An 18,345-nucleotide genomic window follows, 5' to 3' on the forward strand; every position below is an offset into this window, starting at 1 on the left:
TTGGCTGGCGCCGTCGTTCGTTTCGCCGGCTGCAAACCCCAGCCTGCCAAGATATCAAATATTTTCGTGTGTTTCGTAGACAAAATGCTTTTTATTGGATCAATGCCTACGACTGTACCGGATCGAACAATGCAGTCAAATCCTCCGCAGTCAGATTAAAACTTTGCTCGTTGTTCTCTTGATAAACCCCGGACGCCAATACACGCTTTTTTTCCTGCAAGGCAAGGATTTTCTCTTCGACCGTGTTTTCGGTAATCAGTTTATAAACGAATACCGGTTTGTCTTGACCGATTCGATAAGCCCGGTCGGCGGCTTGGCTTTCCACCGCAGGATTCCACCAGGGATCGTAAATGATCACGGTATCGGCTTCGGTAAGATTCAAGCCGACACCACCCGCCTTAAGGCTGATCAGGAATACGTCGACTGTGCCTCCGGTGAATAAATTAATCACCTCGTCGCGGTTTTTAGTTTGCCCGGTCAATTTGCTATAGGCAATTTTGCGGGTTTTCAATTCGGTTTCGATGAGCGCGATCATCTTCGTGAATTGCGAGAATACCAAGATTCTTCGGCCTTCCTCAAGTAACTCGGGCAGCAATTCCATCAATAGATCCAGTTTAGCCGACTGTTTGACTTTTTGAGCCTCTTTCAAGTTTAACGTTCTCGGATCGCAGCAGGTTTGGCGCAGTTTCAGCAAGGCATCCAATATCGTAATGTGACTGCGCGCCAGCCCTTTTTGCGCGATCGCATCGCGAACCTTTTTCTCCATGGTCAAACGGATGCTCTCGTATAAGGCGGCCTGTTTGGTGTCGAGCGGCACCGAACGGATCATTTCGGTCTTCGGCGGCAACTCCTTGGCAACCTCTTGCTTGGTCCGGCGCAGTAAAAAAGGTTCGAGCCGGCGCGACAAGCGCTTGCGTTGCTCAAAGTCGCCGTGGGTTTCGATCGGCGTACGGTATATGCGCTTGAAAAAAGCGCTGTCGCCGAGAAAGCCCGGCATCAAGAAATCGAATTGCGCCCATAATTCGCCCAAGTGATTTTCCAGCGGCGTGCCGGTCAAACATAAACGATGATTCGCATTGATTCTTCTGACAATGGCCGACGCCTTGGCCTTAGGATTTTTGATAATTTGCGCCTCGTCGAGAATCAAATAATGATAATCGGGCTCGGTCAGTGCCTCCTCGTCGCGCGGCAGTAAAGGATAGGTCGTCAGCACGATATCGAAATCGTTGATTTTATGAAAATGCTGTTTTCGGTCGACGCCTTGTAGTATCAAGACTCTCAAATCCGGTGTAAAGCGCTCGGCCTCGCGCCGCCAATTTCCCATCAAGCTGGTCGGGGCGATGATTAGACAGGGAGCGGTCAATCGTCCCTGCTCTTTTTCCAGTTGTATATGCGCTAGCGTTTGAATGGTTTTACCGAGCCCCATATCGTCGGCCAAAATCCCCGCGAATTGATATTCACGTAGAAATTGCAGCCAGTTGAGCCCCAGTTGTTGATAGTCGCGCAACTGCGCCTTCAAGCCATCGGGCGGTGCAACGTTGGCGATACCTTTGAAATCTCGTAACTTCTTAGCAATTTCTCGAAGCGCCTTGCCGCCTTTTAGGCTGAAAAGACCGTAGCTGTGCGTTTCCAGATCGGCTAATGCGACCGCATTGAAACGAGATAGGGTCAATACGCCCTCTTTACTATAAGTACCTGCATCGAATAACTCGAACAAGATATCCAAAAACGGCTTGATGCGTTCGGATGGAATATTCAAATATTGATGCTCTCCCATCGGAATACTCAGCATTTCGGGCAATTGGCCCGCCTTAAAATTTTCCAACACCGGCATGATCAACGGCAAAAGCGGTAACGACTGACCATCCACGTTAATATTAAAACGCATTTCAAACCAATCGTTACCGCTTTCGTCGATTTCAGCATTCCAAGTATCCGCCTCCTGGAATTTCATCAAAAAGCTATCGTTAATTTCAATCCGCCAACCGGCTTGCTCCAGTTCGAGAACGGTATTTTGCAAGAATACGCCCCATCGAATCGCCCCATTGGCATCGGAGGGATCCGTCTGCGCCGTCATGACAAATTCGGTGTTGCCGGGCCAATCCATCGAACGAAAGCCTTGGTCGGTTAAGCGTTGAATCGCCTCGGATTCGGCAGCCTGGTCGCGTGCGATACGCAATAAGCCTTGTTCGGTTTTAATCACTTCCCAAACATGGCGCTCGGATTCGGCCGAAGCATTATCCGTTTTCGAATAAAAACTGTGCGCCTGGTTTTTATCGAGCGGATGCGCCGCAAAAATATGCCCGGCATAATCGAAACCGACCGTCATTGCATGGACATAATTCGAAGTCGTAAATTGCGTGCCGAACAATGTTAGTAAAGGGCGGGGCTTTTGACCCCGCAGTTCAACGATTTCAATCCTGCGCGGCGGCGGTAAGGGTAATTCGGGATGTTGAAGCGTTAAACGCTCACTAAACTCTTCGGCGGCTTCGGCGGGAATACGCGGAATCGTCAGAATTTTTTGCAATTGTTGAAAATCGATTCCATGCACATTCAGCGGCCCGATTAAACCGTTTGCCGGATCCAGATACATCGGCGGTTCGGTCAAAATTAAAATAGCGTCATGTTCGATGCTCAACACCAACTGAAAATCGCCATTATCCTGCATGAGCCATTCGAAATTTAAATCGCGTAATTCGCCGCTCCTTATCGCCGGTTCGTCCAATGATTGATAAAACAAACGTTCGGTTTTAACGGCTTGCGTCAAAACCAAATAACCGGTCGCGCCGTTAATGATCGGTACGCCTTCATAAGTACTTGGTAAGGCGGTGATTAAACGAATGAGTTCTTCGTCGCCTTCTTGAAAATAAGTGTTTGAAGCATACCCATAGCGCAGATTATTGACTGTAGTTTTACGGCCCTTGGATAAGCCGCCGGTTTTCTTTTCGCGGGTAATCGTCAAATCGAGATTGAACTCCCCTTTTTTCGAGGCCGGCAGCAGGGTATAGGCAAGAAAATCTTGATAAGGCGATTTGGCGGATGTTTGTTTGTTAAGGGTTTCTAGCCAGCCCAGCCAACTTGAAGCATGGCTAGCGGTTTTTATCGGCATGTCAGTCATGTCATTGCGGTATTTAAGGCAAACCGCCGCGACATGCTTACAGTTAAAATGCATCGGACAGGAACAATAACCGACGATTTCAACATTATTGAATTTGTCGTTCCAGGTGACTTCTATATTTTGTCGATAATGGTTGTTACCACTCCCTTTGACCGTAGATTTCAATTGGACATGCCGGTCACTCTCTTCGGTAATGTTCATTTTCGATACCATGCCGCTTTGGTAATAGCTGAGCCCGCGCGTATAAGCGGAGTCGCCGCATTCGTAACGGATATCGGAGCTTAAAATCTTCTTTTGATCGGTCATTGCTACGTCTGAATAAAGTCGGCAAACCGGTCATTATATACTTTGCGCGAAACAATGCCGATGCGCGGTTTTATTTTTGACGTTATAACGAAATGAATTTTTTCGTAAGTATTCAGGCCCCGTTGGCAAATTACCGCAACATTGTCCTCCCCCTTTGAAAAAGGGGGGGGGTGAGGGGGATTTATATAAACAATCTCCCCTAGCCCCTCTTTTTCAAAGAAGGGGGACTGAATACTTAGTAACGATCATGAAATAACATCGACAACTTCTAGGAGGGGGTTCGGTGGCTCGATTGACAGGTGTCGGCGGCAGGGCAGATTTTTGCTCCTGCAAAATCTGCATTCATACCATCCTTGGCAATCAGTCGCCGCCGTCAAGCCTACATGGAAGTATTCACGGCGTCCTGTCAAGCGAGTCACCGAATCGCCGCAAAGCCTACTACTTGTAGCAGTTATTTTGTGCATATTCCTTACAATCAATCCCGGGAGAAATAGATGTCCCCGTAATAAGCCTCGGCGCTGCCGCCGGCATTATCGGTATCGGTCATCAATGCCACGGCATCGATGTAGCGAATAGGTTCGCCGAATTGCGCTTCCAAATCGCGGAGTACATTACGTTTTTCTTGATACCAAGTAGCGGTTTGATCGTCAGCCGAACGCAAAGCGATCATCATCGCATTACTACCGGCAAAAGCATTCGGCCAAACCTTGCCTTTCGGCGAATTGCCGGCCCAAACATAATTGATCGCCCGCGTTCGCCAGAATGCCCAGCCGCCGCTAACCACCACATAGACACGGGCCGCATAATCGTCGCCGGACTTACTTTGCTCGTCGATCTTTCCCAAACGGTTATCGATGCGCCATCGCCAATTCAAATAAGGCGTTTTTTGAAGATCGATACGCTGTTCTTTAAATAAACCGGACGCAGCCCGATCGCTCTTCGCTCGTAATACGCGAACATCATCCAACAACTCGATCGTATAAAGCGTAGTGCCTTTAAACGATTTAGGTTTCCAGCCGGCAAGGCTGCCGGAGGAGAATTCACCGACCACTAGCCGACTTGTATCGGCAGAAACCGAGCCAAGCCCCGAGAGTGTAGCGATTAACAAGCAACGGATAAAAAACGAACTCAGAAATGATGAATGCAAAACGTGTTCCTCAAGTAAAAGTATTGATTTCAAACGTATCTCGAAACCAGGCAATGGCAAAACGGAAGAACGTTCCAAGTAGGCGCCAATTTAAGGAAAAACGCGTCATTACGTCAGGAATTGGCGGAATCAAGGACTACGGATGGCTATGCGTATCTTCAGATCCCATCTAATCTGGATATCGGCAATCCTTAGCGAGATAACGAATAAAGCCGCAAATGCACTATAGAATAGGCATTAAGTTGACGCTTATGAAAACATTCTACATTGCGAAATCGAAACATATCGTCGTTTTATCAATTTGCCCGTAAGCGTATCTTAATAAGAAAAATCCGTTTCGCTAGAAACAAAACGCAAGTAAAAAAATACTGGCGAATTCCGTCCGGCATAAGGTACAATGCACAGCTCTACGACATCCTTAAATGCCTGGGTGGCGAAATTGGTAGACGCAAGGGACTTAAAATCCCTCGCTCGAAAGGGCGTGCCGGTTCGATTCCGGCCCCAGGCACCATTTAAGAATTCAACCAAGTCTCATACAGTACGAAAGCCCGCTAATCTACTAGGTTCGCGGGCTTTTTTATGTCCGTTACAGTGCCATATGGTACGTTGCAATCTAGTGGTACTTTGGGGTATCTTTCAGGGGTACAAAAATACCCCAGTCAGGAGATACCCCACCATGCCCCTATCAGACCTTGCCTGTAAAAACGCCAAACCCCGCGAAAAGGCTTTCAAGCTCTACGATGAAAATGGGATGTTCTTATTAGTTAAGCCAAACGGTAGCAAATATTTCAGACTGAAATATCGAATAGACGACAAGGAAAAGCTTTTAGCGTTGGGCGTGTATCCTGATATCAGCCTAAAGGAAGCTAGAGACAAGCGAGACTATGCAAGGAAGCAGATAAAGTCCGGGATTGACCCAAGCGCAAAGCAGAAGGCCGAACACCACGCCATGACGCACACATTCGAGCGCGTGTCGCGTGAGTGGGCAATATCGATAGAACACACCATAAAACCCATTACGCACGGCAAACGAATCAGGCGCTTCGAAATGCACCTTTTTCCACAGATCGGCGCAAAGCCTTTAATTGAGATTAAGGCCCCCGATATCTACACGGCACTAAAGCCATTGATCGAATCAGGGCAGCTTGAGACAGCGCACCGGGCGCGGGCGGATATATCCTCAGTGTTCGCCTATGCGATCGCTCACGGCCTGACCGACTACGACCCCGCGCAGCCGGTAGCAAAACAAATCCCCTCGTTTAAAGTCGAGCATCGAGCCGCAATCACCGAACCGCGAGAATTAGCGGTACTTCTCCGCGACATTTACGGATACCAAGGAACATTTGTTACGCAGTGCGCGTTAAAAATATCCGCACTGCTCTTTCAACGTCCCGGAGAGATCCGCCAAATGCGATGGCAGGATATTGACCTTGAGTCGCGAGAGTGGCGTTATTTAGTCACTAAGACAGAAGTGCAGCACATCGTACCCTTGAGCCGTCAAGCGGTCGAAGTCCTAGAAAGCGTTAAAGCCCTGACCGGCAACCAAGGCTATGTATTCACCACAAGGCCGGGCCGTCCATTATCAGAAAACACCGTAAACCAAGCCCTAAAGACATTGGGCTATGACGGCAAGACCATGACCGCGCACGGCTTTAGAAGTGTCGCTTCAACGATCCTGAACGAATTAGGATTCTCTCCCGATGCGATCGAGCGGCAGCTCTGCCATATGCCACGCGATAACGTGAGGGCCGCCTATAACCGGGCGCAATATCTACCGGAGCGGGTAAAGATGATGCAAGCGTGGGCAGATCATTTGGACGGATTAAGAAATGGAGCGGAGGTTATACCGTTTAAGAAGGTAAGCTAATAGGAAAGGTAGGTTTCTAAGTGCCGTAAGTGCCGTAACCGCCGTAAACCCAGTAACGGCGCGGCTTCACGGTACGGCACTTGTAAATTATAAGTGCCGTAATACGGCGGTTAAGTGCCGTAAGTGCCGGGGTATTTGGTAAGGTTGTCTCCAATTGGAGACAAACATCGACACCACGCGCGCGAGGGGTAACGTGCGCCATGGCGCACAAACTTTTTTGCACTTCCATCGACACCACGCGCGCGATGGGTAACTTGTCCACAATTGTGGACAAACTCTTTTGCACCATCGACACCACGCGCGCGAGGGGTAACAGGTGCATAAATCGCTTGAGTTGCCCATGGGCAACAAAGAAATCCCAGAGCGCGAGGGGAAACGGGGGATTTCTTTGTCTACCATGGTAGACAAACGAGGCACCACGCGCGCGAGGGGTAACGTACAAAAGTCGCTAAATTCCCCCATGGGGGAAAACTGACACCACGCGCGCGAGGGGTAACGGCTTGGGGGCCTATAGGCGCCAAAGAAATCCCAGACTGACACCACGCGCGAGGAGTAACGGTTTGTGCACTATAGTGCACAAAGAAATTCCCGAGACACCGACACCACGCGCGAGGTGCATAAATCCAAATCGCAGTGCGCTTTTGGGAACTTTTGATACAATCGACTTTAACCGGATAGGCCGACGGGCCAACAAGCGGGATTCGTTACCCCGTTTCCGGTTAATCCTTATTTGTTGGATTCAAAAGTGCAGTCGACTGCACTTTTGCGCTTTTCGTAACGGCACACTTGTAACGGAGTGTTATCAATGGATCATCCCTTTCTTTTCGCATTGCGTAACCGTACCATCAATTCGAATTTTCGAGATATTAAGACGGCGCTTTTAGATGATGCTGAGATTTCTAGGAACTTGGTTGAGCTATCAAAATCGTTTGATGAGGCGGTTCTTTTCGATCTTCTACATATTGCATCGATTCCCGCTAATGCTTTTCAAGTCAACCCAGAATCAAAGCCGATAAGATTAAACGAATTAGGTAGCGCGGCGGCTGAATTACAGAGGCAATTGAGCATGACCGACCCTAACTTGTTACAGCGTTATGCCGACAAAGCTACAAACTTTGGCAAAACTGCAAGATTTTACCGCGCGGATATTCTGAAAAACGAACTATTGGGCTTATTGGTAATCATGTCTGAAATATGCGACCAAGACGCCACCGGAGCGGGGGCGTATGCGAACAAAAAAACACTGTCAAACCAAAGCCGGGCGCGGGCATTGGTCAAGGCGCGATTGCTTAAAGAAAAAACACTTTTACTGCTTAAAAAGCCACATCATAGTCTTGTTGCTGCTTTAGCTAATGTATCGGAGCAACCAGACGAGCCGCTAACGACCCGGGATGTTATGAACCTTCAATGACAAGAAGTTTTAGAATTTTTTAAATGTTCTTGCCATTGTTTTTTGTGTGTATCCCTTAGTCTTTACCGCGACATTAACAAACGCGGAAAGACAAAATGACACAATCAAGCACCAATCAAGCAAACGTAATTCCTGAAAACGGCTTTCTCAGAATTTGGCAAATCCTAGGCAACCCCAAGACCGGCACCCCGGCAATTATTCCGGTTTCCCGAACGACCTGGTGGAGGGGCGTTAAGTCGGGCCGGTATCCAGCCGGCGTAAAATTGAGCACCAGGACAACCGCATGGCGGGCGGAGGATATTCGCAAACTCATCGAGGAGGCCGCGTAATGTTTGCCGCAGTCTACCAAGCCGACCCGAACACCAAGCCAAGCCGGTTAAAGCGGCGCAGAAAAAAGCGCTGGAAGTTGACTGATAAGATTCTATGCGGTACAGTTTCAGCGCACTCGAAAAAAACGAGCGCCGGGCGTGAGAACCCGTTTCAAGTGGCGATCAAAACGCCGCAGCCTTTAGCGGCTTTTTTATGCCTACCATTCAGCACGGCCTTAATCCGTGTCTATTCTGTTATGGCGGGCTTATTCAGGCAGCGTTCGGCGCTGGCCGCTCCACTTGGCGGTTTCTCACCCTGCTTAAGCCCGCCACCCGATACCGTGAGAAGTATCCGTGGCGGTTATTCCTTATCAAGTGGAGTTACCGCAATGACCACATCAAAACCAGCGTACCAGCGCAACCAGTCCCAAGCATCCAAAAACGTTACCCTAAAACGTAGGATTGATAGGCTTGTCGAATCGATTACCCGAGTTGATGCCGATTTGTTCACCAATGGCGCAACCGAGGGAGATCTACTCTGCCTAGAGATCGACGCACAGAGAATGGCCGATTATTGCCGGTTCATTCGTCAATCGCGGGCGGAGGGTTAAGCCATGATATGCCATTCAGGAAACGCGCTTACTGTTCTATTCGACCACGCCAAAGAGCAATTACCCGATGACCAGCTTCAATGGCTCACCAATTTAGGCGAAGCCGCAACCATGCACTGTGACAACGTGGCCGAAACGCTAAATTCGTTGGCGTGTGTTCTATCGGCCGATGAGACGATTTCAAAGCCGGGAGATAAAGACCTTGCTTGCATCCTTTGGGGGCTTCACGACTCCCTAAGATCGGTATCGGCTTCTGTGTTCGTATCGGACGAAGCACGGGCGGAGCTGGACAGGCGGCAAATTGAACGCGCGGCCACACAAAAGACGGGCAATAAAAAGCCCGGCTGATTAATCAATCAAGCCGGGCTTTTGCGCGTTCCATCACCCACCAAGGGCAATTATAACCCGATTGGATGGAACGCGCACACCCGGCAAAATGGAGTTTGCTAAATGAGCAAAAAACTTCCCCCATACGCGCGGAATATGAACAGTTACGCGCACACCGACGACTGTATCATTTACACCGGCGTAAACGCTTGGCAGGTCGCAAGGAGCAAGACGAGGCTGCCTAGAACGCCAAAGCTCGTACTTCCCCCCAAAGATGACCCAGCGGCTTATCAGTGGCCGGTTTCGGGCCGGTATTGTCAAATTTGGACGTGTGGCGAACCCGAGCCACACGAAACGCTTTTTAAACTGGCGCGGCTTCTGCTCGAGGCCGGCGCCGTTAAGGTTGTGTTGTTTGACCTTAGTAGGCCGCTCGTTGTTATTGAGCCGAAACGGAGGGCGGCGGCGTGAACGGCGATATTTTTGAGAGTGTTGAAGTCGTCGAGCCGGGCTTGATTCAAATAGAGATCGATGAGCCGCCGAAGTTTAAACTCCATCGAGCATCAAAGCTGACCAGCGAACCGAAACCGCTTGATTGGGCGGTCAAAGGTTACATCGAGCGAGCCAGCATAAACCTTTTATTTGGCCCCCCCGCAAGCGGAAAATCACTGATTGCGCTTGATTGGTCTTTTTGTGTTGCGGCGGGCATTGCCTGGAACGGTCAAAAGGTGAAGCAAGCCCCCGTTGTTATTATTGCTGGCGAAGGTTTTGCAGGGCTGGCGCGAAGGCTCAAGGCGCTTGAATCAAAGTACGGAATGAACACACCGGAACAGCTTTTTATAAGCGAGCAACCGGGCAATTTTGCCGATGCTCAGAATGCGGCGTGGGTTGCGGAGAGTATCAAAGCGATTTGCCCAAACCCCGGCTTAGTCGTCATTGATACGATGCACCGAAACATGGTCGGCGACGAAAACAGCGCCAAGGATATCGGGCAGCTTGTTTCAAATTTGGACAACCACATTAAGCCGCTTGGTTGCGCCGTTCTGATTGTCCACCATAGTGGACACGGAGAAAAAGACCGAGGGCGCGGTAGTTCAGCGATCCGCGCGGCGATGGATGCGGAATATAGCGCGGTCAAATTAGATGAATACGTCGTTCTTTCCTGCAACAAGGCAAAAGACTTTGAGCCGCCAAAGCCAATCAAGTTTTGCTTTAACGTGGTTCCTCTTGATTGGCGTGACGAAGAAGGCGAACCGTTAACGAGCGCGTATCTCAATTTCGACGGCGAAGCCAAGCCGGAATTGAAAAAACGAAAATTGTCTGCTCGAGATGATGCCGTTTTGACAGCTCTAAGCGAAGCGATCGACAAACACGGCGTCGAACCTACCGGCGAAATCAAGGCGAAATTTGCCGGTCCAGGCCGGACAGGTTGGCGCAATCAGAAGGTGGTTAATATCGAACACTGGAGGGCCAAATCTTACAAGGTTATCGTCGTTGACGGAGGCACCGAAAAAGCAAAACGAACAACATTCTGGAGAGTAAGAAATAAGCTTTTAAATCAAGGTCTTACCGTTGAATATGACAATTTCGCATGGCGTATTTTTTAAGGCGTTACAGGCGTTACGTTACGTTACAAAACGTTACATTGTAACGGGTGTAACGGGCGTTGCGTTGCGTTACACACTTCTTTAGAAGTGTAACGCATGTAACGCACACCTGATACGCACACCTTGTTACCACAAACAGACAACAGATTATGAAAGCAATCATCCATTCAAAAATTGAATTAATCGATATGCCCGACAACATCGTTGAGGCATGTAAAGAAAAACTAACCTATCCAAACCCGGCATACATGGAGGCAAGAAACCAAGGCCGATATGCCGGAAATACCCCCCGAAATTTGAGGCTGTACGACGAAACCGACAACGGCCTTATGGTGCCAAGGGGCGTTCGACTTCGTGACAGTATCGAGATTGACGACCGCCGAACAGTTCACCCGGTTGAGATTAGAACCATTATCGAGTTGCGCGATTATCAGAAGCGCGCCCTGGATGAAGTCCTGGAACACCAACAAGGAGTTTTAGTGGCGCCGACCGGCGCAGGAAAGACAACAATGGGAATCGAGCTTGCGTCAAGATTGGGGCAGCGTTGCTTGATCCTGGTCAAATCAAAAGATTTGGCGGCGCAATGGATCGAGGCCATTAAAGAGTTCACCGGATTGGATGCCGGATTGATTGGTGGCGGCAAGAGTTCCGAAGGAGATCAGTTCACCGTGGGATTGATGCAAACGCTTTCCAATCGTGATTTAAGCGGGATGAGTTACGGGCTTGTACTGGCTGACGAATGCCACAATTTACCGGCAAGGCAGGCATTCAATACGATCAATCAGCTTCCAGCCAAGTATCGTTTCGGATTATCCGCCACACCACAGAGGCGGGACGATCTAGAATTTATGATTTTTGCCGCCGTGGGAGAGATTATCGCGGAGATCGATCAAGGCGAAGTTGAAGGCGCTGTATTGCCGGTAGAGGTCCGGGTAATTCATATTGAGTTCGATTGCATGGTCGATTCGTGGCAGGAGTTCTTATCCGTTCTGGCCGAGGATCAGGGGCGTAATCAGTTAATTGTCGATGAGGCTATCGAATTGACCGTTGATACATCGGTTGTTGTCATGACCGGAACAATCGAACACGCAGAACGATTGTTCGAACTGTTCGAGGATGAAGGCGAGGAAGTTTTATTGATTCATGGGCAGCTACCCAAAAAGGACCGCGAACAGCGCATGAAGGATGCGCCCAATCACCGACTTATTGTTGGGACGCTTTCGTTGCTTTCCGAGGGTATCAACTGGCCTCATGTGGGCTGCGTTGTATTCGCGGTTCCGGTTAGCGCGTCAATCGAGAAAGAGACACCGGCAGCAACAAGGCTTATTCAATCCATCGGCAGAGCAAGACGACCTTATCCCGGCAAAACTAAAGCAGTGGTTGTAGATATTGTCGATAGGCACCCGTTCGGGTATTCGACCTTTAAAAAGCGGCTCACGATTTACCAGCTTAAAGAATTCGACGTTATCAAGAGTGAGCCGTTCTGACGATTACGACATTCGACCATACTGCAACAGCACAGGCAGTATGTGCCGGCAATCCAAACAGGGGCAAAATTCTATTGTTTCACTAAACGAAACAGCACCTATACCAATATTCGTGCCTGCCTTAAAGTCTTATATTTACTTGCTTGCGTCGAGTTGGCACGGAATCATGCTAGAGAATCGGTTGTTGCTTTATTGTTTACAATCATTTTTGTTTGAGTTGGTTCCATTTTTGAGCATGCCATCGACACCACGCGCGCGAGGGGTAACAGGTATTTCTTTGTGTCCCATGGGACACAAGCTCATCGACACCACGCGCGCGATGGGTAACGGGAATTTTAGTAGCCAATTGGCTACTCAAAGCATCGACACCACGCGCGCGAGGGGTAACGAAGTCGAAAAAAGTCTTGCGCCCCGGGGCGCAATCGACACCACACCACTTAAAAACACAATATCTTGTGTCATTTAAATATCATAAAAACAACTTGTTGTGTTTTTACTTATTCCAAAGTCTACCTTTTTAGCGTATAAATAACCCCGAAATTCAAACTTTCGAGGTTAATTAGATGAAATTCTCAAAACAGCAAGCCTATGTGCTTAACCTGAACGACGAAACAGACGATATTCAAGATGCATCAATGCCGATGCATGCCCATATCGCCAATACGCTAACCATGCTTGCCCCATGGCCGGGCCGATTCAATCAGCACGAGCGGCCATTGACCGACAACAACACATTCCGCGAACTCACGGCGCAGGGATACAAGCGCAAAATTTCGGAACTCAACGACACGATAGACGAGCTTAACTCCAACCGGACAAAAGCAAGGGCCGCTTTCAGCACGCTGCACGATGCCGCAAAAGCGTTGGGAGATGAGATCGTAAAAATTCAAGCGGATCAGCGTTACTCAAGACAGGGGTCGTTAGAAATGTCGAGCAAGCGCATTGCCGAATTCGTTGATTTACGCATCAAGGCGCATAGTCGCGAGATAGGCGCATTGACTGACGCATCGAAGCGGCTTAAGCGGCTTATCGACCTATTCCCCTTGCCGGAACCGACCGCGCATGAAATAGCGATCGATCAGGAAATTAGGTCAATGTATCGAGCCGATGAAAACGCGATCAAAAAAGCCCTGTTCAAAGGAATCAGCACGATTGAGGCGTTGGCTATCGTTCGCGCGCCGGCTTCATTATCCGGCTTGAATGATGCCCAATACGGCAAAGTGAAAGCCGACTACACTTTTATGTCATTCTTTGCCGAGTGTTACGCAATCGACATTTATAACCAAATGTCCGAGTCCTTGTGGACGGAGGCGGCGCGAGTTTTGTTGTCCTTGCTGGATAAGTCCGGTTTTAATCCGGTCGAGCGCGATAACATTTTTAGGAATACCGGCTATTCGTGGCAGGAGTCAAACCTGTTAAGCGTTCTTGCCGAGGAAAGGGTATTTATCGATATGATCGAAGAAAAAAGCGTTATGGCCTCACCAATACGCGCCCGCGAAGCCGCTTAAGTTCCGCTGAAACCCGAAAAAATGACGGCAAAAAAGACGCGAAAACAACGAATAAGCCCGCTGACCAATGCTAAGGCCATCGGCGCTGAAATGCGCAGTATTTACCGGCTTGCTCGTCGTTTTTTCGGGAATGCTGACGCTATCCCGCCGAACGACGCGCGAACACTGGCGCAGATTCTAAAAATGGTTGCCGACATTCATCAACAAACCGAGATCGAACAGCGGCTTGAAGAACTTGAACGGCTGGCAAAAGAAGGCAAGAAGTAACGATGACAAAGTACACCGGGCCGATAATACCATTCACCGAGGAATCATTAAGGCGGCATGGCTATTGGCCCGCGCCTAAGCCTTTCAGGTCGAGCAGTGGAATTTTTACCTCAACATTGCCGAAGCCTAAGCCTCCTATCGATTTATCAAGATGGGCTCCGCGCAAAGTACAAATGAAAAAGGCGGGCGAATGAGTATCAAGGCAAGGTTAAACAAAATCACGAAACGGATAGAGGTTATAGGCTACCGACAACCCCGCGTTGCTATCGTGGCCGAAACCGAAGGCGGGCCGAGCATTGATGAGCAGGTGAAAGCGTGGACGGATCGGAACGGCGCGGAACCCGAGCAGGTTATAGTCATTTGTGCGTTGGTGGCTGGCTGTGAGGCTTAGAGCGAGGCTAAACAGGCTAGAGCGAGGCTTAAAGCCTAACCCGTTAAAAGCGGCAAGTTGGTTCATCTGTAAAAATCCTTGTGAATGCAGGCCGGGAGAATGCCGGAAAGCCAAAGCGAACACGGACGGCGGCGCGATTTTTTTAAGGATAATGGCGGTGGATGCCGGAACCAAGGCAGCGATCCTTGAGGCGTACAGTCGAAATAAAAGCGTTCTGATTGCGTCATGCTCTAACCCTGGTTGCTATCGTGATTTTTTGGACGACTATTTGCAACCGTGCCCGCACCAAGCAGCGGATTGGGACGAATGGGAGCGCAAAAACCCCGGAGCAATGCCGAGAATGATACTTTCACTTTATGAGGTCGAAGCATGAGTAGACGCAAACCCAGACACAGAATACACGATAAGGCCGAACCTATGCCGAAAGGATACATAGAGAACTTGCGGCGGCTTTATGGCGGTTCCGCCGGTTCCCCCGAAAAAAACAAAGGTGAAAGTGAAACCCCATTTTTCCCCCGTTGAAGCGATCGTAAGCAAGTGTGAAAACTAGGTAAGGGCTTATTAACTGGGGGTACTTTTTAGGGGTATCAAAAAAATACGAGATTGCATCATATTGTTTTATATGGCGAATATAGCGACTTCGAGACAGGCCCCAGCACCAAGCGATGGCCTCGAACCTATTTTTCATAAAGCCCGCAAGCTTTTAGCTTAGCGGGCTTTTTTGTGCCTTATTGCATACCGTCAATTTTGGCGGTACTTTTGACGGTATCAAATTTCATTGTCAGAGAAATACCGTTAAATTAAAAAAGGAAGGAGAACCGCTCATGGCTTTGGTCTCATTACGACAACTGCTGGATTATGCCGCCGAACACGGCTTCGGCATTCCCGCATTCAACGTCAGCAACATGGAGCAGGTCCAGGCCATCATGCAGGCGGCCGATGCCTGCGACAGTCCCGTTATCATGCAAGGCTCGGCAGGCGCCAACCGCTATGCCGGAGAAGTGTTCTTGCGTCATTTGATCATGGCTACCGTCGAACAATACCCGCACATTCCAGTTGTCATGCACCGGGATCATGCACCATCCCCGGACATCTGCGCCCAGGCGATCCAATCTGGCTTCAGCTCGGTGATGATGGACGGCTCCTTGCTGGAAGATATGAAAACGCCGGCCTCTTTCGACTATAACGTCGACGTGACGCGCACCGTCGTCAAGATGGCGCATGCCTGCGGCGTGTCCGTGGAAGGCGAAATCGGCTGCCTGGGGTCTTTGGAAAACAAAACGGGACAGGCGAAGAATCGCTTGTTGACCGACCCCGAAGAAGCGGTCGAATTCGTCGAACAAACCCAAGTCGATGCGTTGGCGGTAGCCATCGGCACCAGCCATGGCGCCTATAAATTCAGCAAACCGCCGACCGGCGAGGTCTTGGTGATCAGCCGTTTGCGCGAACTGCAACAGCGCTTGCCGAATACCCACTTCGTCATGCACGGTTCGAGCTCGGTGCCGCAAGACTGGCTGAAAGTCATCAACGAATACGGCGGCGACATTCCGCAAACCTATGGCGTGCCGGTCGATGAAATCGTCGAAGGCATAAAATACGGCGTCCGCAAGATTAATATCGACACCGACCTGCGTATGGCCTCCACGGGCGCGATTCGCCGCTATATTGCCGATCCGGCAAACGCATCGGAGCTGGATTCTCGCAAGATATATCAGTCGGCCAGGGATGCAATGCAAGCGCTCTGCCAATCGCGCTTCGAAGCGTTCGGCTCGGCAGGAAACGCGGGTAAAATCAAAGCCGTGCCATTGCGCGATATGGCGAAGCGCTACTAAGGGTGAGAACACTTTGAGCGATAGAAGCCAATTTAGCGTTTATTCAGTCATTCAGTCATAGAGAAACCATCGCAATATTATCTGGAGAAACGGATAACCTGTAGAAAAGCAGCAATTCCCAGTCTAAGAAGTTTCGCCGTGTTTAGGGTGCGGGGTATGCCTGTCGAGGAACGCCGTAGACCCATCCATGGGGGCTTGACGGCGGCTCCCTGCCGCCGACATCCTCGCCAAGCACACCCCGCACCCTTTTTTATCCTCAAATTGGGAATTGCTGGTAGAAAAGGGACGATTTGAATTATCAATTTAACCTGACCCCTTTTTTAGAAGTGGCTACGACTGGCCACTACTCGGACAGTTGACTTCGGCAAGCTGAAGCATCTTGCTAATCAGGAAAGTTAATGACGGCTCTCGTAATGAAAACGGCAAGCGATAATGACTAACTCTGTATCGGTTGCCCGATATACCAGGCGGTTTGTATCATCTATGCGTCGTGACCAGTAACCGGATAAATCGCCACGTAGCGGTTCGGGCTTTCCGATTCCGGTAAACGGATCGCGCGCGGAGGCTGTAATCAAGAGGTTTAACCGCTTGAGCGTTTTGTTATCCTGATGTTGCCAGTACAGATAATCCTCCCATGCATCGGGAACAAATAGAATGACACGCATGATTAATCACTAGGGTGTAATTGATGTTCTTGCGCCTGTCCCGCTTTGTCTTGTGCGATGGCTCTGGCTAATGCCGCCGCGTTCGCTGGATTACTAGTCAGGTGCAATGTCTCCATGATGCTGTTGTAGCTATCCAGCGACATCACCACTGCATCACCCTCTGCATCACGACGACTGATAATGGTAACGTCAGCATCTTGTACTACCTCATCCAATATAGACTTGAGAGCATTGCGTGCATGGGTGTAGGTAACGACTTTCATACTTGCCTCACTTGATCATTAAGTTGTACAAGTATAGACAAAAGGAACGGCAATTCAATAGCTCATTATCAAGAGGAACAGAATAAATCCATCTTTAACGATCGTATTCACGCGCCAGCTTTGCTGGCCGCGTGCAATTGATTGTTATGGCTTTACAAGACCTATTACCAGGGCTAATATTTGGCCTCATGATAATTAACCCAAGGTATCTCCATGACGCATCAAATCCTTACTGACGTGGCTGCCAGCATCTCCGAACTAAAAGCCAACCCCATGAAGGTCGTAGCCAGCGGAGAAGGCATGCCCATTGCCGTGCTTAACAGGAATGAGCCTGTGTTTTATTGTATCCCCACCAAAGCCTATGAAGCTATGATGGACCTTATAGAAGATAAAGAGCTACTGGAAATTGCCAGGGGCCGCATGGACGAAGAAAGCATTAAGGTTAACCTGGATGATCTATGAGTTAGCATTTAAGAAAAGTGCCCTGAAAGAATGGAAAAAGCTCGGTCCCAATGTACGGGAACTTTTCGCTAAAAAACTCAAAGAGCGGCTTTCCAGTCCACAGGTTCCTTCTGCAGCAGTTAGCGGAGGAACAAACCTTTACAAAATCAAACTGCGTCAACTTGGATATCGGCTAGTCTATTCAGTATCAGATACTACCGTCACTGTCACTGTCCTTGCCGTCGGAAAAAGAAATCGAAATGAAGTTTATGATTTGGCTCTTTCACGCGAGAAGGTCGATAAGCCATAACACCCGAAATAACCGGCGTGCTTTTTAGCACGTCCGGCGCCGCAGGCGCGTAGTTTATTGACTTGTTAACTGTTTACTAACGCTTAAGCTCATAAGTGACTTTGCCCGAAACATAAGCTGATATCAGCCAACTAGGCAGCTCACCAACTTCAACTTCGTCATTTAAAATAAATACAATTGAACGCTTAAGCGCTCCCTTTAGTTTTGAATAAAAGACTTGGTTAAGTTCAAAGTTACACCAATGAGAATCTAACGAGTCTCTAGTTGCGAAAAATATAAAAGCTTTTGATAGTGCAAGCTTTTCTTCGATCGAATTTTGAAACTCCATGCCACTATCGAAGCTTCTTTCATCGAAGATGCAGTTGAGTCGCCCCTGTTGGTTCGCTACTTCCCTAACAATTTCTTTGTCGATAGATCAATGTGACAGAAATGCTTTCATTGGATTATTCCTTATAATCTCAAAGTTGGTGCTATGTTCGCGT

18 protein-coding genes and 1 tRNA gene are annotated in these 18,345 nt (G+C 49.1%); 13 read left to right on the top strand and 6 right to left on the bottom strand.

Annotated elements, in window-relative coordinates; translation table 11 throughout:
* Positions 1–106 precede the first annotated feature (106 nt).
* Positions 107–3,424, bottom strand: a complete 3,318-nt coding sequence (locus EQU24_RS20640; RefSeq protein ID WP_017841746.1) for a DEAD/DEAH box helicase — start codon at positions 3,422–3,424, stop codon at positions 107–109.
* Positions 3,425–3,899: 475 nt separating this feature from the next.
* Positions 3,900–4,571 carry a DUF3047 domain-containing protein gene (locus tag EQU24_RS20645; RefSeq protein WP_235726421.1) on the bottom strand — a complete coding sequence of 224 codons (672 nt, stop codon included), beginning with the start codon at positions 4,569–4,571 and terminating at the stop codon, positions 3,900–3,902.
* 424 nt (positions 4,572–4,995) lie between these two features.
* Between EQU24_RS20645 and EQU24_RS20650 the strand changes: the two genes are divergently transcribed.
* The 10 genes from EQU24_RS20650 to EQU24_RS20700 all read left to right on the top strand — a co-directional run bounded on the left by EQU24_RS20650 (position 4,996) and on the right by EQU24_RS20700 (position 13,961).
* A tRNA-Leu gene (locus EQU24_RS20650) sits at positions 4,996–5,082 on the top strand.
* Between the two features lie 165 nt (positions 5,083–5,247).
* A complete protein-coding gene (locus tag EQU24_RS20655) occupies positions 5,248–6,438 on the top strand; it encodes a tyrosine-type recombinase/integrase (RefSeq protein ID WP_017841744.1) in 1,191 nt (396 codons plus the stop codon).
* An 805-nt stretch (positions 6,439–7,243) separates the two neighbouring features.
* Positions 7,244–7,849, top strand: coding sequence for a hypothetical protein (locus EQU24_RS20665; RefSeq protein ID WP_017841743.1), 606 nt, complete (start codon positions 7,244–7,246; stop codon positions 7,847–7,849).
* A 95-nt stretch (positions 7,850–7,944) separates the two neighbouring features.
* Complete coding sequence (locus EQU24_RS20670; protein ID WP_017841742.1) at positions 7,945–8,178, top strand: helix-turn-helix transcriptional regulator; 234 nt, start codon at positions 7,945–7,947, stop codon at positions 8,176–8,178.
* Entirely contained in the window at positions 8,178–8,768 is a 591-nt protein-coding gene (locus tag EQU24_RS20675) for a hypothetical protein (RefSeq protein WP_017841741.1), read from the top strand. Before EQU24_RS20670 ends, EQU24_RS20675 begins: the two co-directional genes overlap by 1 nt.
* A 3-nt stretch (positions 8,769–8,771) precedes the next feature.
* Positions 8,772–9,116, top strand: coding sequence for a hypothetical protein (locus tag EQU24_RS20680; protein WP_017841740.1), 345 nt, complete (start codon positions 8,772–8,774; stop codon positions 9,114–9,116).
* A gap of 443 nt (positions 9,117–9,559) precedes the next feature.
* The gene (locus tag EQU24_RS20685) at positions 9,560–10,699 is read left to right on the top strand and encodes an AAA family ATPase (protein ID WP_017841738.1); all 1,140 of its coding nucleotides are present in this window, start codon (positions 9,560–9,562) and stop codon (positions 10,697–10,699) included.
* Positions 10,700–10,848: 149 nt separating this feature from the next.
* Complete coding sequence (locus EQU24_RS20690) at positions 10,849–12,186, top strand: DEAD/DEAH box helicase (protein WP_017841737.1); 1,338 nt, start codon at positions 10,849–10,851, stop codon at positions 12,184–12,186.
* Positions 12,187–12,749: 563 nt separating this feature from the next.
* The gene (locus tag EQU24_RS20695) at positions 12,750–13,694 is read left to right on the top strand and encodes a hypothetical protein (RefSeq protein ID WP_017841736.1); all 945 of its coding nucleotides are present in this window, start codon (positions 12,750–12,752) and stop codon (positions 13,692–13,694) included.
* Positions 13,695–13,715: 21 nt separating this feature from the next.
* Complete coding sequence (locus EQU24_RS20700) at positions 13,716–13,961, top strand: hypothetical protein (protein ID WP_017841735.1); 246 nt, start codon at positions 13,716–13,718, stop codon at positions 13,959–13,961.
* A gap of 208 nt (positions 13,962–14,169) precedes the next feature.
* Here EQU24_RS20700 and EQU24_RS20705 read toward each other — a convergent pair whose 3' ends face one another.
* Positions 14,170–14,526, bottom strand: coding sequence for a hypothetical protein (locus tag EQU24_RS20705; RefSeq protein ID WP_138767251.1), 357 nt, complete (start codon positions 14,524–14,526; stop codon positions 14,170–14,172).
* Between the two features lie 650 nt (positions 14,527–15,176).
* Between EQU24_RS20705 and fba the strand changes: the two genes are divergently transcribed.
* Positions 15,177–16,184: a class II fructose-bisphosphate aldolase gene (gene fba / locus EQU24_RS20710; RefSeq protein ID WP_026130284.1), complete on the top strand. Its 1,008-nt coding sequence runs from the start codon at positions 15,177–15,179 to the stop codon at positions 16,182–16,184.
* Between the two features lie 395 nt (positions 16,185–16,579).
* Here fba and EQU24_RS20720 read toward each other — a convergent pair whose 3' ends face one another.
* Positions 16,580–16,849 (bottom strand): Txe/YoeB family addiction module toxin, encoded by a 270-nt coding sequence (locus tag EQU24_RS20720; RefSeq protein ID WP_017841731.1) that lies wholly within the window; start codon positions 16,847–16,849, stop codon positions 16,580–16,582.
* Positions 16,850–16,851: 2 nt separating this feature from the next.
* The gene (locus tag EQU24_RS20725) at positions 16,852–17,112 is read right to left on the bottom strand and encodes a type II toxin-antitoxin system Phd/YefM family antitoxin (protein ID WP_017841730.1); all 261 of its coding nucleotides are present in this window, start codon (positions 17,110–17,112) and stop codon (positions 16,852–16,854) included.
* 213 nt (positions 17,113–17,325) lie between these two features.
* On the opposite strand from EQU24_RS20725, the gene EQU24_RS20730 reads away from it, so the two are divergent.
* Both EQU24_RS20730 and EQU24_RS20735 read left to right on the top strand, forming a co-directional pair.
* Positions 17,326–17,574 carry a type II toxin-antitoxin system Phd/YefM family antitoxin gene (locus EQU24_RS20730; RefSeq protein ID WP_017841729.1) on the top strand — a complete coding sequence of 83 codons (249 nt, stop codon included), beginning with the start codon at positions 17,326–17,328 and terminating at the stop codon, positions 17,572–17,574.
* Positions 17,564–17,863 (top strand): type II toxin-antitoxin system RelE family toxin, encoded by a 300-nt coding sequence (locus EQU24_RS20735; RefSeq protein WP_017841728.1) that lies wholly within the window; start codon positions 17,564–17,566, stop codon positions 17,861–17,863. Before EQU24_RS20730 ends, EQU24_RS20735 begins: the two co-directional genes overlap by 11 nt.
* A 76-nt stretch (positions 17,864–17,939) precedes the next feature.
* On the opposite strand, the gene EQU24_RS20740 is transcribed toward EQU24_RS20735, so the two are convergent.
* Positions 17,940–18,275: a toll/interleukin-1 receptor domain-containing protein gene (locus EQU24_RS20740; protein WP_083877766.1), complete on the bottom strand. Its 336-nt coding sequence runs from the start codon at positions 18,273–18,275 to the stop codon at positions 17,940–17,942.
* Positions 18,276–18,345 lie beyond the last annotated feature (70 nt).

The organism is Methylotuvimicrobium buryatense, from assembly GCF_005931095.1.
In the GTDB taxonomy this organism is placed as follows: Bacteria; Pseudomonadota; Gammaproteobacteria; order Methylococcales; family Methylomonadaceae; genus Methylotuvimicrobium; species Methylotuvimicrobium buryatense.

Excerpts from the sequence above, each read along its gene's own strand:
- EQU24_RS20640 (WP_017841746.1), bottom strand. The coding sequence starts at position 3,424 with ATGACCGATCAAAAGAAGATTTTAAGCTCCGATATCCGTTACGAATGC.
- EQU24_RS20655 (WP_017841744.1), top strand. The coding sequence starts at position 5,248 with ATGCCCCTATCAGACCTTGCCTGTAAAAACGCCAAACCCCGCGAAAAG.
- EQU24_RS20665 (WP_017841743.1), top strand. The coding sequence starts at position 7,244 with ATGGATCATCCCTTTCTTTTCGCATTGCGTAACCGTACCATCAATTCG.
- EQU24_RS20670 (WP_017841742.1), top strand. The coding sequence starts at position 7,945 with ATGACACAATCAAGCACCAATCAAGCAAACGTAATTCCTGAAAACGGC.
- EQU24_RS20675 (WP_017841741.1), top strand. The coding sequence starts at position 8,178 with ATGTTTGCCGCAGTCTACCAAGCCGACCCGAACACCAAGCCAAGCCGG.
- EQU24_RS20680 (WP_017841740.1), top strand. The coding sequence starts at position 8,772 with ATGATATGCCATTCAGGAAACGCGCTTACTGTTCTATTCGACCACGCC.
- EQU24_RS20690 (WP_017841737.1), top strand. The coding sequence starts at position 10,849 with ATGAAAGCAATCATCCATTCAAAAATTGAATTAATCGATATGCCCGAC.
- EQU24_RS20695 (WP_017841736.1), top strand. The coding sequence starts at position 12,750 with ATGAAATTCTCAAAACAGCAAGCCTATGTGCTTAACCTGAACGACGAA.
- EQU24_RS20700 (WP_017841735.1), top strand. The coding sequence starts at position 13,716 with ATGACGGCAAAAAAGACGCGAAAACAACGAATAAGCCCGCTGACCAAT.
- fba (WP_026130284.1), top strand. The coding sequence starts at position 15,177 with ATGGCTTTGGTCTCATTACGACAACTGCTGGATTATGCCGCCGAACAC.
- EQU24_RS20720 (WP_017841731.1), bottom strand. The coding sequence starts at position 16,849 with ATGCGTGTCATTCTATTTGTTCCCGATGCATGGGAGGATTATCTGTAC.
- EQU24_RS20725 (WP_017841730.1), bottom strand. The coding sequence starts at position 17,112 with ATGAAAGTCGTTACCTACACCCATGCACGCAATGCTCTCAAGTCTATA.
- EQU24_RS20730 (WP_017841729.1), top strand. The coding sequence starts at position 17,326 with ATGACGCATCAAATCCTTACTGACGTGGCTGCCAGCATCTCCGAACTA.
- EQU24_RS20735 (WP_017841728.1), top strand. The coding sequence starts at position 17,564 with ATGATCTATGAGTTAGCATTTAAGAAAAGTGCCCTGAAAGAATGGAAA.